14 protein-coding genes and 1 pseudogene are annotated in these 15,054 nt (G+C 56.5%); 7 read left to right on the top strand and 8 right to left on the bottom strand.

The features are described 5' to 3' along the window. Positions 1 to 159: 159 nt before the first annotated feature. A complete protein-coding gene (locus HB860_RS19580; protein WP_247627685.1) occupies positions 160 to 609 on the top strand; it encodes an SRPBCC family protein in 450 nt (149 codons plus the stop codon). A gap of 233 nt (positions 610 to 842) precedes the next feature. On the opposite strand, the gene HB860_RS19575 is transcribed toward HB860_RS19580, so the two are convergent. Beyond that, on the bottom strand, positions 843 to 1,343 hold the full coding sequence (locus tag HB860_RS19575; RefSeq protein WP_202047919.1) for a DUF1993 domain-containing protein: 501 nt from the start codon (positions 1,341 to 1,343) through the stop codon (positions 843 to 845). Positions 1,344 to 1,624: 281 nt separating this feature from the next. Between HB860_RS19575 and ydfZ the strand changes: the two genes are divergently transcribed. Next, on the top strand, positions 1,625 to 1,822 hold the full coding sequence (ydfZ, locus tag HB860_RS19570; protein ID WP_010672483.1) for a putative selenium delivery protein YdfZ: 198 nt from the start codon (positions 1,625 to 1,627) through the stop codon (positions 1,820 to 1,822). Positions 1,823 to 1,936: 114 nt separating this feature from the next. Here the strand turns inward: ydfZ and HB860_RS19565 are convergent, their stop codons facing one another. Both HB860_RS19565 and HB860_RS19560 read right to left on the bottom strand, forming a co-directional pair. After that, positions 1,937 to 2,278, bottom strand: coding sequence for an SH3 domain-containing protein (locus HB860_RS19565; RefSeq protein ID WP_139437592.1), 342 nt, complete (start codon positions 2,276 to 2,278; stop codon positions 1,937 to 1,939). 210 nt (positions 2,279 to 2,488) lie between these two features. Further along, the gene (locus HB860_RS19560; protein WP_247627684.1) at positions 2,489 to 3,859 is read right to left on the bottom strand and encodes a DUF4397 domain-containing protein; all 1,371 of its coding nucleotides are present in this window, start codon (positions 3,857 to 3,859) and stop codon (positions 2,489 to 2,491) included. Between the two features lie 298 nt (positions 3,860 to 4,157). Here HB860_RS19560 and HB860_RS19555 point away from each other — a divergent pair, with 298 nt between their 5' ends. Both HB860_RS19555 and HB860_RS19550 read left to right on the top strand, forming a co-directional pair. Continuing rightward, positions 4,158 to 4,943, top strand: coding sequence for a hypothetical protein (locus HB860_RS19555; protein WP_247627683.1), 786 nt, complete (start codon positions 4,158 to 4,160; stop codon positions 4,941 to 4,943). A gap of 167 nt (positions 4,944 to 5,110) precedes the next feature. Further along, the gene (locus tag HB860_RS19550) at positions 5,111 to 6,004 is read left to right on the top strand and encodes a LysR family transcriptional regulator (protein WP_247627682.1); all 894 of its coding nucleotides are present in this window, start codon (positions 5,111 to 5,113) and stop codon (positions 6,002 to 6,004) included. Positions 6,005 to 6,121: 117 nt separating this feature from the next. Here HB860_RS19550 and HB860_RS22325 read toward each other — a convergent pair whose 3' ends face one another. After that, positions 6,122 to 6,604, bottom strand: coding sequence for a hypothetical protein (locus HB860_RS22325; RefSeq protein ID WP_348773050.1), 483 nt, complete (start codon positions 6,602 to 6,604; stop codon positions 6,122 to 6,124). Between HB860_RS22325 and HB860_RS19540 the strand changes: the two genes are divergently transcribed. From HB860_RS19540 to HB860_RS19530, 3 genes and pseudogenes are all read left to right on the top strand, one after another. After that, complete coding sequence (locus tag HB860_RS19540; RefSeq protein ID WP_247627680.1) at positions 6,534 to 6,710, top strand: hypothetical protein; 177 nt, start codon at positions 6,534 to 6,536, stop codon at positions 6,708 to 6,710. The two genes, HB860_RS22325 and HB860_RS19540, sit on opposite strands and share 71 nt — an antisense overlap. Before the next feature lie 97 nt (positions 6,711 to 6,807). Continuing rightward, positions 6,808 to 7,005 (top strand): annotated as a pseudogene (locus HB860_RS19535) (DUF2846 domain-containing protein); the annotation flags it as partial. A 1-nt stretch (position 7,006) separates the two neighbouring features. Next, positions 7,007 to 7,777, top strand: a complete 771-nt coding sequence (locus tag HB860_RS19530) for a hypothetical protein (protein WP_247627678.1) — start codon at positions 7,007 to 7,009, stop codon at positions 7,775 to 7,777. Positions 7,778 to 7,916: 139 nt separating this feature from the next. On the opposite strand, the gene HB860_RS19525 is transcribed toward HB860_RS19530, so the two are convergent. The 4 genes from HB860_RS19525 to HB860_RS19510 form a co-directional block, all read right to left on the bottom strand. Continuing rightward, positions 7,917 to 9,767 carry a retron Ec67 family RNA-directed DNA polymerase/endonuclease gene (locus tag HB860_RS19525; protein WP_247627677.1) on the bottom strand — a complete coding sequence of 617 codons (1,851 nt, stop codon included), beginning with the start codon at positions 9,765 to 9,767 and terminating at the stop codon, positions 7,917 to 7,919. 380 nt (positions 9,768 to 10,147) lie between these two features. Continuing rightward, a complete protein-coding gene (gene uvrD / locus HB860_RS19520; protein ID WP_247627676.1) occupies positions 10,148 to 12,319 on the bottom strand; it encodes a DNA helicase II in 2,172 nt (723 codons plus the stop codon). 68 nt (positions 12,320 to 12,387) lie between these two features. Continuing rightward, entirely contained in the window at positions 12,388 to 12,870 is a 483-nt protein-coding gene (locus tag HB860_RS19515; RefSeq protein ID WP_139437730.1) for a hypothetical protein, read from the bottom strand. Then, the gene (locus tag HB860_RS19510) at positions 12,854 to 14,734 is read right to left on the bottom strand and encodes a hypothetical protein (RefSeq protein WP_247627675.1); all 1,881 of its coding nucleotides are present in this window, start codon (positions 14,732 to 14,734) and stop codon (positions 12,854 to 12,856) included. Before HB860_RS19510 ends, HB860_RS19515 begins: the two co-directional genes overlap by 17 nt. Positions 14,735 to 15,054 lie beyond the last annotated feature (320 nt).

Raw genomic sequence — 15,054 nt, 5'->3', positions numbered from 1 at the left:
TCGCCAATCCGCTGAAAAATCACTGTGTTAGCGAAGAAGTACGACGCGGGAGAGCGACGGGGCCAGGCATCCTCGCTCACTCGGCCCAGCACCCGGCCAGCGGCCAACATCGCCGTGGGCGACTATTCTTGCTGCGGACCCACCGAGGAGGTATCCCTCATGACCACTGGAACCGTGACACTGCACCGCGTACTCAAGGCCCCGCCGATGCGGGTATACAGAGCCTTTATCGAGGCGGACGCCCTGGCCAAGTGGCTGCCGCCCCATGGCTTCACCTGCAAGGTGGCGCAGCTGGAGGCCAGCGTCGGCGGCAGCTTTCGCATGGCGTTCTCGAATTTCGCCACCGGCCACAGCCATGCCTTCGGCGGCGAGTATCTCGAGCTGGAGCCGGGCAAGCGCATCCGCTACACAGACCGCTTCGACGACCCCAATCTGCCCGGGGAGATGCAGGTCACCATCACCCTCACCCAGGTGCTGTGCGGCACCGATCTCGCCATCGAACAGGCAGGGATCCCGGCGGCCATCCCGGTCGAGATGTGCTACCTCGGCTGGCAGGAGTCCCTGACCCAACTCGCCGCCCTGGTGGAGCCGGAGTTCCCGAGCGAATAAGCCGGCGCCATCCCGGGGATGCGGGAGCCCCAAAAAGCAGAGAGCCTGCCGGATGGCAGGCTCTCTTTATTCCGGCAGGGCAGCGGCTTACCACCTATCCCGATAGGCGTCATTGTCGAAGGCAGTCTGGACACAGCCAGCGCGCAGAAACCGGAGCGTACTGGAGTACCTGAGGATGTCGAGCACAGCCTGGGTTCAACATGGCGAGTTAACTAGCCTGATGGGATGGGTCCTTATTGCAGGTTCAGGCCGCCCAGATAATCCCGCTTGCCCAGATCCACCCCGGCCTGGCGCAGCAGGGCATAGGTCATGGTCAGGTGGAAGTAGAAGTTCGGGATGCCGTACTCGTGCACGCAGCTGTGGCCGTCCATCCCCTTGCCACCGGCCCAGTAGGGGTAGTAGTGGCCGCTCGCATACTGGCTGAAGTCGGCGTCCAGCTTGCTCTGCAGATAGGCGAGGGTCTTGGCCACGTGGGCGCGCAGATCCGCCATGGTCTTGGGATCATCCCCCAGTACCGGCGGCTCGCTCAGGCTGGCGGTGGCCACCAGGGCGCGGGCGCTGTCGCAGCAGATCAGCACCTGCTTGCTCAGCGGCAGCATGTCGACGATGAGTCGCTCATTGAAGAAGTTCTCCACATTGAATTTCTTCGCCTCGGCGTGGGCCTCGGCCTTGGCCAGGCACTGGTCCAGGTTGGTCAGCATCTTGATGAACTGGGCGGCAATTTCACGATTCATAATGCACTCTCGGTTGGTTGAAGGCAGTAAAACGAGCGGCTCCACTATAGCGCATCCCCCTTGCAGTTCGAGCCCGGGGGGATGAAAAGCGGGGGCGCCCTCCCCGTCCTGCGACAGGCAGTGGCGACCTCGGCGACCCCCTTGCCAGCGCGCCAGCGCCGCTTCGAGTCCCTCTTTCCCCTTTTTTTGATCTGTGACAGGCATCCCGTTTTTCGAGGGGCGTAGTCTGGGGCCCGTTGCCCCGGCACGGGCCGGGGCGCCCATCCCACAAGGAGAATGCCATGAAGATCTACGACAGAAACCGCAATGTGCTGACCCTGGGCCAACGGGTGATGATTGCCGCCACTGGCGCGGTCGACACCCTGAAGGAGGCGCACACCGACAACCTGACCCCCTATGAGGCGGAGCACGAGAAGTGCGTGCTGCTGACAAACAGCCAGGAGCGTTACGCCCCCATCGAGTTGATTAGACTAGGCTGATCCCGCTTTTCGTCACCCTACTCTTTACAATTCACCCGGCCGCCGCGCCCCTCCCGGTGGCCGGGTTTCTCCCCCCCTCTCTCGGCTCGAGCCATATCCTGAGCAGACCCCACCTTATGAGGGCGAGGCGATGCAGCTTGCCGGTATCCAGCCTGAGCCCCCCGTTTCGTTGTGAACCCAGAGCCAGCCTGCCAGTTCCCGCTCCACCCTCACCCGCTCCCCCACCGCCACGTCCAGCTCCCGGGCGGTATAGTCCTGGCGCGCCAGCGCCTCCCCCGCGCCGGTCGGGGTCAGCAGCGACAGGGGCGCCCACCCCTCGTTGCCATCTGCGGTAAAGGTGCGCACCCAGCCTGGAAACTCGTCGTCCTCGTGGCCGGTGCGCACCCGCTCCCCGGCCCGAAAGGCGATGGGATTGGGATAACAGGTTTGGTGAGCCAGGGTGATCAACGCCAGCATTGTCTCTTCCCCCGACAGGTTCTGTTTGGTGACGCCCCGAGTCATACCACAACCCGGGCCTTGCGGCTCGATGCTGGCAGCATCTTTTGGATCGCGACCCCGGATAGCCAGGGTTCCAGCTCCGCCAGGATGTCGACAGGCCATAAAAAGACCCAGACTGAGGGGCTCAGTCTGGGTCAGGTTGCGAGTCGGCTGACTCGCAGAGGATCATCACTTGCTGCTGACGTCATCCAGGATCAGCAGCTCGGGATCCACGCCACCGACGCTGTCAGACAGGGCAGCGGCTGTCAGCACCTGACCATTGGCCAGGGTGACCGGCAGGGGGCCGATGACAGGGCTCTTGTCACCCGAGGCGGTGACGGTGACCTGGTAATCCCCGGCGGCAACCGCAAGATAGCCGCTGTCTGCCTTGAAGGGCACCGCCTTGAGTACTGGGGTGGCGCTGCTGATGTCCGACCCCGTCGTCAGATAGACATCCACCGCCGGAGCCGTGGGCGCCGCATGAAGCACGCGAAGTTGTGCCTCCGTCGCCACCGCGCGACCGCTGTCGGTCAGCAGCAAGGGCTCTATGGTTTCACCGGCAGGATCCAGCAACTGGCCCACGGCAAACAGGGAGTAGCGCACCCCCGCCTTGAGCGGCACGTCGCCGGCATTGATGACTTCCGGCGTAGCGGCCCCGGTTGGCGTGACCACAAAGTCATAATCGGCGGCGGCCAGCTCCAGATACCCGGTATTCCCCTTGAACGCCAACCCCTGCAGCGGGGCTGCGGTCGGCGCCACGCCATTGACCCGGATGTCCACGGCCGGGGCGTCGGCAACCCCATGGACCACCCTCAACTGAGCCTGCTCATCGGCAGACAGCAGGGGGGTGGCGCCAGCACCGTCTATGGCGAGCAACTGCACCGGGCTTGGCCCCGCTCCCAGGTTGTCGATCGCCGCGATCAGCAGATCAGCCCCGGCATTGAGCGGCAGTGGGCCCGAGTCATACACCACATCCACTGTCCCCGGCAGGGTCAGCCTGATCTGGTATTCGCCTGCCGGCAGGGTGAGGGGGTCGCTATGGGTCTTGAACGGAATGTTGGCCAGCGTCGGGCTGGTCAGGGCGGCCCCCGGCGCGGTGACATGGATGTCGACGGCCGGAGCACCCGGTGCGGCATGCAGCACCTGCACGCGAATATCGCCCCCCGTTGGCCCCTGGTTCGGTCGCTCAATCACCAGCGGGCCGAAGGCGGTATCACCACTGCCAGCCAGTTTGCCGACCGCCAGCACGTCGTACTGGGTGTCGGGTTTGAGGTCGAGGGAGACCGGGCCTATGACGGTCGAGGTGCCGCTCGGCAAGATCCCGTCCACCGCCACCTCGTGGCTGCCAGCGGCAACCGGCTTGAGCCCGCTGCTTGAGCCATAGTCGACGGCCGTCAGCAAAGGCGCACCGTCGACATTGACATTCACCTTGGGGGCATCCGGAGCCAAGTGGCTGATCCTGATGGCGGCATTGGGCGGACTGCTGTCATTTTCACTGCCTCCGCATGCGGCCAGACCCAATACCATAGCCAGTGCGGCACAACGTTGAATCCATTTCATCTGGTCATTCTCCATTGGTTGGTCCCCACGGGCATATGCAGCTCGCTAATGACTGGATCATCACCCTTTGCTTTTTATTTGACCTGGCGGTAGTACGGCATGGACGGCAGACCCCCCCTCCCCCCTTCCTGCGCCCGCCACGCCGGCAGAGAGCGCCTCGCTCACATAGCGGCAGCTCCCGCCCACCTCTCACCCTGCCATTCATTACTGTCAGTGAATTTTGATATCAGATAAGTGTCATTTCAGTGAACACTCCAGCGCCCTAGACTGCTTCTCGAACCTTAACGAGGAGTCTGATATGAAATTCCCCCACGTCCCTTTGCTGGCCGGCGCCATCGCCTCGGCCCTCTCTTTCAACACCTTCGCCGGTGACCTTGTCTCGGTGCAGTTCAGCGATGGCCGCCCCGCCGTCACCGGGGTCGAGGCGGTCAACGGGGTGCTCAACCCCATAGGCGTCAACGTGGTCACCGTCGACATTCCCGAGACCGCCAGGCCGCTGCTCGAAGCCTCCCACCGCCGCGCCCTGACCCGGGCTGAGCACGGCGCCCTGATTGCGGCCTTCAACCTGAGTCAGGGGGAGCTGCTGGAGCAGGCCAGGCTCGCAGGGCGCGAGCCCGCGGTGCAAGGGGGCGGCGTCGCCACCGAAGAGACAGGCGTCGGCCCCTACCCCAAGGTCTATGACCTGATGGCGCTGGACGAGCGCACCCGCAGCGCCGTGCTCGGCAAATATGGCCGCATGCACGTCAACTCCGCAGAGGACGGCACCGACATCGACGAGGTGATGACGGTAGTCAGCGGCGGCCCCTTCCGCTGGGGCTTTACCCTGAAAGACGGCAGCATTGCCCGCTTCCAGATCGACAAGGTGGGACTTCAGGACAAGGCCGTGCGAGTCAGCTATCACGGACTCGGCATGCACGCCGGGCTGATGGATGCCAGACAGGGGCTGCTGGTGGCCTTCGCCCATGGCCCAAAGGCGTTCACCATGCGCTACCAGGCCGACGTGCCCCACGCCCAGCTGCTCGGCACCAACCCCTGGGCCGATGTCGGCATCACCCTGCCCCCCGCACCGGGCAAGGCGCAATAAGCCTCCTCCATGGATCGGGCGGTCGGGCAGCAGCCCGGCCGCCTCGTCTTGCCCCGCGTTTCCATGATGGCGGGCTGCCGATGGCCCTCCTTGCAATCCGCACTATCGCGATTAAAGTGCGCAATGATGGCAGCATCATTTACCAGTGGTGAATTAACGGGGGCAGGATGAACAAGATCACGGCGCTGAACGTCTTTCGCCGGGTGGTGGAGATGGGCACCTTCAAGGCGGCGGCGGACGACCTGCACCTCTCTCAGGCGGCGGTCAGCAAGAACATCAACGAGCTGGAAGCCTTTCTCGGCATCGCGCTCATCAACCGCACCACCCGGCGGTTGAGCGTCACCGAATCCGGCATGGCCTACTACGGCCAGATATGCGGCGTGCTGGACAGCCTGGAGGCCGCCGACCAGTCCATCATGGCCGCCTCCTTCACCCCCAGGGGCAGGCTGAGGGTCGGCGTGCCCATGTCTTACGGGCTGATCCGCCTCAACCCGCTGATCTGCGAGTTCCAGCGCCGCTATCCGGCGATCAGCATCGAGGTGATCCTGAGCGACGCCTACATGGATCTGGTGGACCAGGGGCTGGACGTGGTGATCCGGGGGGCTGCAGCGCTCGATGACTCCACCCTGCGCGCCAAACCCCTGTGCGAGGTGCGGCGAGTGCTCTGCGCCGCCCCCGACTACCTCGAGGAGGCGGGCAAGCCCGCCCGGCCTGAGGATCTCAAGACCCACAACTGCCTGCTCTACAGCCTCTCGTCCTCACCCCGCAAGTGGTTCTTCACCCGGGAGGCGGAGAGCGTGGCGGTGGAGTTGAAGCCCGCCAGCTTCTGCGCCAACAACGGCATCGCCCTGAAACAGGCGGCCGTGCAGGGGCTTGGGGTGATCCTGGTGCCCAAAGAGTTCGTGTCGAGCGAACTGGCGGACGGCACCCTGGTGAAGCTGCTCCCCGACTGGCAACCCGACCCCCACGCCCTGTTCGCCGTCTACCCCTTCCACAAGGAGCAGTCCCCCAAGGTGCGGCTCTTTATCGAATTTATCGTCAAGGCGTTTCAGCTGAGGTGAGCCAGACAGGTGAGCCTGGGGTCTTCACCTGTTGGAACCCGCCTGCATGTAGGTTCGATTAGCGAAGCGTAATCGGACGATCGCGGAATCGGACGTTCGCGTCATCGATCCCTCTGGCTACCGCCCTTCGTCCAGGATGACGCCCCCTGCCTGCGTTGCCGATGTATCAGCAAATAGTCGCCTGCCGAGCTGGCGGATCAGCAGCAACGGCGCCAGCAGGGTGAGCAGCAGCCAGTGGGTGTGGGGCAGGATAAAGGTCCGGATGATCTCGTGGGGCAGCCAGGTCGAGGCGGTCGCCGTCATAAAGGCGATGTCATAGGTCTGCCACAACCAGAGCCCGGCAAAGAGCGGCACCAACAGCGGGCGGGGCGTCAGCAGAAACAGGGGCCAGAAGAGTGTGCCCAGAAAGGTACCCAGCTTCAGCATGGGCAGAGCCAGCTCGGCAAAGGTATCTCCTTGATAGGAGCCGCCCCACACAAGGAATGCATTGTCTGTCAGCGTTGGCCACCAGGAAGCGTACTGGAACAGGGTGAACGAAAGCAAAAACAGCAGGCTGGTCAGCAACGCCAGCGCCGATTTTCGCAACAACCACAACCTCAACCGTTGCAGTGTCGGCATCCTTGTAGACATCAATGACTCCCATCTGGTGACGGGGCAGTATGCCGCGGTTCACCGCATCGTCAAAGTGCCGCACCATGTCCGTTAATTGCCGAAATATTGAATCCCGTCACATCGATACCAGTCTGAGCGGTTGCGTGCCAGCAAGGCCCCATGCGAACCTTTATTCATCTTTCTTACAACCAAAACAGAGGGCGCCGGGCAGCCGCATCTCTTACATGTCGAAGAACGATGCCACCCTGACCCTCAGTACCGAGGCGGGTAAAAACTACTACGTATGGCAGGAGGTCAAAATGGACCTACTAATGACCCGCTCCAAGCTGAGCCAGGTCAGTGAAGAGGAGGGCAAGCAAGGGGTGATGGAGAGCAAGTTGGTTAAGTAAGTTGAGCCCAGCCATGATATATGGCGGAGATAAATATATTTATACCCGTAGAACTTGGATGTTTTTAATTATGACTTTTAAAAAAGGATATGGAACTACTGTTTTATCAATTATAAATAGCCATTATCGTTATGAAATAAGAAAAAGAAATGAAATAACCAAGAAAAAAGAACGCCATATTAATTGGGTATTCAGGTATGCTGTGATTTGCCCTTTTTTAATATCTATGCTGCTCCTAATTATAAAATGGTTTTTAAATAACGACATTGTGATTTTCATCGGCCTATTTTTCCTTGCCATATCGTATGCTGGTATTCTCACTCAAAACATAATGATGATCTTTATAAATAGGCTAGATTTTCTAGAGTTATTTTCTAGGCCATTTAGTCTAATAATAAGTAACACCGTTGTTACAGTTCGTTATGAACCGGTGCTTTATCGAGCACTAATGTATCGTTCTACTCAAGAAATTAAATATATATTGAATAGATTAAAAGCAGAGAGAAATGTACTTAGCAATAAGATTTCACTATTAATAGGTGGCATCGAAAAGATAGGACTGTTTCCTGGGTTGGTTGCGATGTTTATGTCATTTGGGCAACTAGGGAATAACAATGTACCATCTTGGGTTGAGCCCATTGCATATGCATCTATAGCTTTGTATATTTTTGGGTTTTTATTTCACAATGCAATAATTAGGGCAGATGAAAAGATACAGTTGCTTGATTTTATTATTGAGATGAAAGAAAGTAATATAAAATTATGTTCTTGAATTTAGCTGTGATACTTTATCATTTAATTTAGAATGGCAGTCTATTTGCCGTTGGGTGGCGATAAGGAAAAAATACCCAACGGCATATTTTTGAACAGGTTCAATTCATATTTATCCTATTACGTATCGTCCATTAAGCCTATGCCCCTTTGTATGTATTATAATGATCAAGACATTTTACGATTCTGTCTAACAGGACTTTGAAGCCAGAAAAATCGATGCTATTTCGTTTAGCCAAGATAACTTTTTTCGCAAAGATCTCTTTTCCGTATTCTTTTTTAATATCAATTTTACTGTTGGAAGAATTAAACTTTTTACCAGAAACCTCCTCTTTTAATACTTCGTTATCGAATAAATCTTCTATAGCTGACTTTTTATCTGACATCCCTAATGGCGTTAGAACTAGATATAAGTTTTCGCATACATGTATAAACTCCGCGACTCTAAATCTATTTTGAACCGCACCATCCTCGCGAATAGGATAAGGTGTGGCGAGTTTTTTATTCTTCAGTAGAGCATCAATTTTATCAAATCCGTCATCATTATCTAATATGATAATAACAGGAAAGTCTGGTGTAGGGGCTTTGAAAAAATCAAATTGTTTCTTGAAATTTTCTATGAAATCTTTCAGGTACGATGTCCCACCATACAGCTGGAGTAAAAAACGAGTACGCTTACTATACTTAAATATAGAAATTAAAGGCTTATATGCTGACGTCGAAGATTTAGGTTTAGCAAGAGTAGGATAGTCTGCCACAAGTTTGTTCAGAGCTAATTTTATATATATGTTATCAGTCTTTCCTTCGCAAATTATTGTCGGTTTATCATGCGCATAGAAATATCGGTAGTAAAGAAAATGGCTGAATGTTTTCTCTCTGCCATTAAGAAGTGCTCGGGTATTTATGCCTGGATTAAATAAAGCGATCTCTGGACTAATGTGAGGTTTTTGACGGTGCCGATTATAGAAGTCAATATGATCAATAAAATTAAGATGCCCCTCTAGCTCAGAGATATTTCCCTCGACGATATCATTACCTCTTTTTGTTGTGAAAGTTCCATTTTTAAAAAGAGAATGACACTGGGATTTTATTGTGCGCCAATATTCTTTTTTTACGTTTGGTTTCTTGTTTACAACCAAGCCTGTGACATCTTGGCGAGAGTCTTTAAACTGGATTCGAGTCTTTTTTTCATTTAAAGAAAACCCAGCTCTTTTTATTATGCCTCTTAGCTTTCTTCCTACAATGTACTCGCCTGCTTCAATGCTCATAATGTCACTAGGAAAAACTCTCTCACGAGTAGAAAAAGTAATATCATCAGCATACCGCGAGTAAACACAAGAGTTGGCTTTGGCTAATGCAGCCAGTTGAATGTCCAAGATATGAGAGATTAGGTTTGTTATAACTGGGGAGCAAGGACTTCCTTGAGGAAGTTTATTATCATAACAAGCAATTTGTGCAATCACTGTTGCAATGTCGGGATCAAGGCAAAAATTTCTATTTGATATGAAAAAGCCTCTTACTCGCCCAAAGTTAAAACTTTCAAAGAAGTCCTTTAGATCTATATTAAGGACATTTCTTTTATTTAGATGCATTAGCGCATTAGTGATAATGGATCGTTCACGCACAAAGCCATGCGAGAGGGTAGATATGAATTTATATTCAGTGAAATTTTTCGTCTTGCCATCCAAAACTCTATCTTTGTCAATTTTTATAAATTTCTTTTTATCTGAAAAGGCCGGTTTTGCACTGTTTATTTCGTCAATGCAGTCTTGAAGGTAATTAGATAAAGAAGACTGTAGTTTTTTTAGCTTTTTAGATGGTGCGTGGATTGTTCTGCTACCACCATTTTTTTTAGGGATATCAAAGCTGGAGTATTGAGTTGATGGCTTTAGCTTATATAATAAAAAAGTTAGTGATGAAGGCTTAACACCTAAAAGATGCGCGAGTTCTGGCTTTGTTTTTGCTGCTCGGAGAGCATCTAATTTTTTCATAGAATTGATAATCACTCGAAGATGTGAAGTGGCTTATGGGCACTCCTACGCACTCATCTCGTGTAGCGCGACTCGCCAAGTCGCAAGGGCAAGTCCTTCCGGACATTATTTTCACTGATCGCGATCCGCGATCCAAAATCTGCCCATAAGCCGAACGTGACGCTATCAAAATGAAATCATGCTTGCAAGGCTTACGCATCACAAATAGGTAAAACATCAATGTTATTGCATCATAAATTAGCATTTCATTCTATATGATACGTAAAGTTAACCTCATAGCAGCACGTATATAGGAATACGCAGAATACAAGTTTCTGGGGCATGTAAATAATAACCAACCCGGCCTAAAGCCGGGTTGATTGCATCAAAAGGCAGAGAAGTTACAACGCCTCAAGGCGGGCATACGCCGTCACCAGCCACTTGGCGCCGACGTCGTCGAACTGGATCTGCACCCGACTCTGCTGGCCGACCCCCTCGAAGTTGAGCACGATTCCTTCCCCAAATTTCGGATGGAGCACCCGCTGGCCAAGCTTGATGCCGCTGGCGTCGAAGCTCTGCTGCACCTCGTTCTGGCTAAAGCGCCCGTACTGGGTGGGTCTGCTGACCTGGGTGCGCAGCCGGATCTCTTCCAGACACTCGGCGGGCATCTCGCGGATAAAGCGGCTCGGCTTGTGGAACATCTCGCGGCCGTAGATGCGGCGGCTCTCGGCATAACAGATGTAGAGCTTCTCCATGGCGCGGGTCATGCCCACGTAACAGAGACGCCGCTCCTCTTCCAGCCGGCCCGACTCCTCGGTGGATTGCTGGCTGGGGAACATGCCCTCTTCCACGCCGACCAGCAGCACTAGGGGATATTCCAGCCCCTTGGCGCTGTGCAGCGTCATCAGCTGCACCGCATCGGCGTATTCGTCCGCCTGATTCTCGCCGGATTCCAGCGCCGCGTGGGCGAGGAAGGCGGAGAGATCGCTCATCTCTTCCAGCTCGTCCGGACGCTGGTACTGGCGGCAGGCGGTGACCAGTTCGTCCAGGTTCTCTACCCGCGCCTGGGATTTCTCGCCTTTTTCCGCCAGATACATCGCCTTGAGGCCGGAATTCTGGATGGCGATATCCGCCTGCTGGTGCAGGGGCAGCATGCCGACCTGTTCTTCCAGGGCATCGATGAGATCCACGAAGCCGCGCACCGCGTTACCGGCGCGACCGGTCAGCACCTTGTCGTTCAGCAGGGTCTTGGCCGACTGCCACAGGTTCTGGCCCTGATCCCGGGCGTTGTTGCGCAGTATCTCCAGGGTGCGATCGCCTATGCCACGGGTCGGGGTGTTGACGACACGCTCGAAGCTGGCGTCGTCGCCTCTGTTGTTGATAAGGCGCAGGTAGGCCATGGCGTCCTTGATTTCCTGGCGCTCGAAGAAGCGCAGGCCACCGTAGATGCGATAGGGCATGGCGTCCTGCATCAGCGCCTCTTCCAGCACCCGTGACTGGGCGTTGGAGCGATAGAGGATGGCGCAGTCGGCGAGCAGGCCGCCTTTCTCTTTCCAGTCCTTGAGGCGGCCGACCACGAAGCGCGCCTCGTCCACCTCGTTGAAGGCGGCATACAGCGAAATCGGATCCCCCTCGGCCCCTTCGGTCCACAGCTCCTTGCCGAGCCGCTCGGCGTTGTTGGCGATGACGCTGTTGGCGGCTTTCAGGATATTGGCGGTGGAGCGGTAGTTCTGCTCGAGGCGAATGGTCTCGGCCCCCTGATAGTCGGTCAGGAAGCGCTGGATGTTCTCTATCTTGGCGCCGCGCCAGCCGTAGATGGACTGGTCATCGTCGCCGACGATCATCACCTTGCCGGACTCCCCTGCCAGCATCCGCAGCCAGGCGTACTGGATGCCGTTGGTGTCCTGGAACTCGTCCACCAGTATGTTCTGGAAGCGGTCGCGGTAGTGCTCGAGGATGTGGGGCTTGTTCAGCCACAGCTCGTGGGCGCGCAGCAGGAGCTCGGCAAAATCCACCAGACCGGAGCGATCGCAGGTCTCCTGATAGGTCTTGTAGATCTGCTGATAGGTGCGGGTGACGGGGTCGCCGTAGAGGTCGATGTCGCCGGGGCGCAAGCCCTCATCCTTCTTGCCGTTGATGTAGCCCATCACGGCGCGGGGGGCCCAGTGCTTCTCGTCGAGGTTGAGCGCCTTGAGCACCCGGCGAATGAGGCGGTACTGATCGTCGGAGTCGAGGATCTGGAAGTCCTGGGGCAGCCCCGCATCCAGATGGTGGGCCCGCAGCAGGCGGTGGGCGATGCCGTGGAAGGTGCCTATCCACATGCCGCGCACGCCGTCGCCTATCACCTTCTCGACCCGGCCGCGCATCTCGGCCGCCGCCTTGTTGGTAAAGGTCACGGCGATGATGGAGAAGGGTGAGCAACGCTCCACCTGCATCAGCCAGGCGATACGGTGCACCAGCACCCGGGTCTTGCCCGAGCCGGCGCCCGCCAGCACCAGCAGATTGCTGCGAGGGGCCGCCACCGCGTCTCTTTGCTTGTCGTTGAGCCCGTCGAGCAGGGTTGAAACGTCCATCACCACTCCTGTTTATTTATACAGGCGGGGATTATACGGCCTGAGCGGCCAGAGACCAACCTGCAGGATCAACGAAGGGGGCGGTGATAGTCCCGATATTGGCCCAACACATCACCGGAAAAGCTGAGCAGCATGGCGCGTGGTGCATCCAACACCTGATGGACAGGGTCAAAACGAAGGGAGGCTGCGTGCAAACGGCCTTCAGGCAGGGTCACTTCCGTGCCGCCCATCATGAGCTGGCCATCCTGATAATACCCATGCTGGAAGCGCACTATGGCGGTGTCCACCATCAAGGTGCCTTGTTTCAACTGCAGTGACTCACGTTGCAGTTCTCGCAACGCAAAGAGACTGGACAATGACGGACGCCCGCTGGGCATCCGCTGCAAGTATTCGCGGGTGATCAATTGATATTGCAACTGACCCTGACGATCGAAGACACGCTCCCGATAATCCTTGTAGCGTGCCAACATACCGGCAGCTTGCGCCGCCGGCATCAGCAAAAAGAGCGCTCCCAACAGGAGCGCTTTGCCTTGTTTACAGCTGATCGGCACAGCTGACCTTGCTGTCATCCAGATCGGTACAAGACACAAAGACCTTGTCAAAGGTCGAACCGGCCAGCGGCGTCATCCGGGTTGACCAGTCATAGCTCACACCCTTGGCATAGATGGTGGTGTGGCTGTCTTGAGCTTCCTGCATCCAACCGATGTACTCCAATGCACCGCGATCGCTCTGGGCAAGTGCCTTGAACTCGTCGCTCGAGATGAGGCACATGGGCATACCCATTGCCTTGGACAGTTCGGCATCCCGCTCGCCCACAGAGCCAGCGCAGGCGCCCGCCACCTTGATGGTCACATCATTGCGATCCAGCATCTCATCAAAGAACGGCAGCACGTTGATGTTGTACTTCACCCCTACGTCCTGAGGCTCCCAACTCATGCCGGTGTTGACATACTTGGTCTCGGTATCTTCCCACTGGATAGTGGCCACCTTGCCCGAGAAATGGTCGGCCAGCTGCTTCAAGGTCGCGGCATTGGCATCGATCTCGTCCTGGGTCAGCGACTCGTCCAGCTTGCTTTGATCGATGGTCAGAGCGATGGCCACTGCACCGTTCAGCTGCGCCTTGGCCTTGCCCAAACGCACCTTGGCATCATCGGTCAAACGGAAGAAGTCGGCATGATTCACCAGGTTGTCCGGCTCGATCTCCAGCTGGCTGAACTGGGCTTCGAAGGTGCTGGCGCTCTCTTCATAAGTGGTGCTGGGCTGCATGCCCCAGGACTGTTTGATGTGCATGCGTGGCAAGGTCACCTCTTCTTCCTGGGTGGCATAGGCATTGTCCGGACCGTACTGGTAGGAGGCGGCAATATTGAGTGCCGATGCCATCGCCATCGCCGAAGCCCGCAGGGCCTTGGCGCCGTCGAAGTTGAGGGTGACAGACTCGTCGTCACCATAGGTAGCGCTGTAATCCGGATCCTGGATGTCGGCCAGGGTAGCGGCGACTTTTTCCATGCTGTCGGCATAGGCGCCCATCAGCTGGGCCACGTCACGGGTGTAACCCTTGCCACCTTTGAGCGCCACGGCAGCGGTGCCGGGGGTGTGGATGATCACATCGATCACCTTGGCCAGATTGGTACTGTAACCATTGCCAATGGCGGAAGATGTGAAGCCCAGGCGCTCGGCAACCACGGGGTTGTTGGTCACTTCGAGCATGGTCAGCATGGCCAGCACAATCTGGCGATCTACCTTGCCAGTGTCTGTGGTTTCAGCCTGCAGCGTGCCTTTGTAATCCTTGAGCTTGCTCTCGACATCCAGATTCTTCAGGTCGGTCAGCCCCTGCAGATCGGAGAGTACCTTGTCGACCGCGACAGAGCGGCCATTGACCCCTGCCAGGGTGGCGGAGAGGTGGTCTTTCGCGGCGGCCAGGGAGACGACGTCCTTGGTCAGACCCGCAGTCTTCAGCGCCTCGACCAGTGAGGTGTTGAAGGCGTCGTCGCTACCCAGTTCGATGATCCCCAGTTGCGCGACCTGCGCCTTGTCGAGGGTGATGCCATTTTCTGGCTTGCTGTCGCTGTCGAGCGTCTGCAGCAATGCGGCAATGCGGATCGCTCTCTCCTTGTCGTCACCGGCCAGGGTATATGGTGTCACCAGCGAGTTGCCCGCCTTGAGCGTCACGGAACCCAGAGGCTGGTTACCCAGTGCGAAGGAGCAGTTGTCACCATCATCAAACAGGAATTCACCCTTGGCGTTGGTCACACCAACGTAGTCGTCACACCGATAGTCGAGGCCACCCACGACCGAATCCAGAAAGACGGCTGTATGCTGGGGCTTGCTGCCCGTGTCGGTGCCACCGCCGTTATTGCTACCACCACTGTTGCCGCCCCCATTATCGTCACCACCGCCCCCGCAAGCGGTCAACATGACACCGGAAAGCACACAAGCCACAGCCATACTCAGCACGTTTTTTTTCATTTTTATCACCCGAACAAATGTAAAAAATACGCCCCCATCCTGGGGGCGCAATCAATTCGGGCACACCCTAGCGTACTCATATGAAAAATACCAATGCATTTCCATATGAGTGTGGTCATTGTCACCAACGACAACCGCGATCGGAGGAGCGGCACAAACCTGGCGGGCAACTCTGGGGGTATTTGCATCAATAAATCAGCAGCCACGCCATGGTGCCGGATTAATAACGCTCGGCTCACCGCTGCAGACCACTCGGTGACAGGAGCGGT

Source organism: Aeromonas genomosp. paramedia (genome assembly GCF_023093515.1).
Taxonomy (GTDB): domain Bacteria; phylum Pseudomonadota; class Gammaproteobacteria; order Enterobacterales; family Aeromonadaceae; genus Aeromonas.
Note: the sequence above shows the minus strand (reverse complement) of the source record. Positions and strands in the feature narration are given on the sequence as shown.

Excerpts from the sequence above, each read along its gene's own strand:
- HB860_RS19580 (WP_247627685.1), top strand. The coding sequence starts at position 160 with ATGACCACTGGAACCGTGACACTGCACCGCGTACTCAAGGCCCCGCCG.
- HB860_RS19575 (WP_202047919.1), bottom strand. The coding sequence starts at position 1,343 with ATGAATCGTGAAATTGCCGCCCAGTTCATCAAGATGCTGACCAACCTG.
- ydfZ (WP_010672483.1), top strand. The coding sequence starts at position 1,625 with ATGAAGATCTACGACAGAAACCGCAATGTGCTGACCCTGGGCCAACGG.
- HB860_RS19565 (WP_139437592.1), bottom strand. The coding sequence starts at position 2,278 with ATGCTGGCGTTGATCACCCTGGCTCACCAAACCTGTTATCCCAATCCC.
- HB860_RS19560 (WP_247627684.1), bottom strand. The coding sequence starts at position 3,859 with ATGAAATGGATTCAACGTTGTGCCGCACTGGCTATGGTATTGGGTCTG.
- HB860_RS19555 (WP_247627683.1), top strand. The coding sequence starts at position 4,158 with ATGAAATTCCCCCACGTCCCTTTGCTGGCCGGCGCCATCGCCTCGGCC.
- HB860_RS19550 (WP_247627682.1), top strand. The coding sequence starts at position 5,111 with ATGAACAAGATCACGGCGCTGAACGTCTTTCGCCGGGTGGTGGAGATG.
- HB860_RS19525 (WP_247627677.1), bottom strand. The coding sequence starts at position 9,767 with ATGAAAAAATTAGATGCTCTCCGAGCAGCAAAAACAAAGCCAGAACTC.
- uvrD (WP_247627676.1), bottom strand. The coding sequence starts at position 12,319 with ATGGACGTTTCAACCCTGCTCGACGGGCTCAACGACAAGCAAAGAGAC.
- HB860_RS19510 (WP_247627675.1), bottom strand. The coding sequence starts at position 14,734 with ATGTTGACCGCTTGCGGGGGCGGTGGTGACGATAATGGGGGCGGCAAC.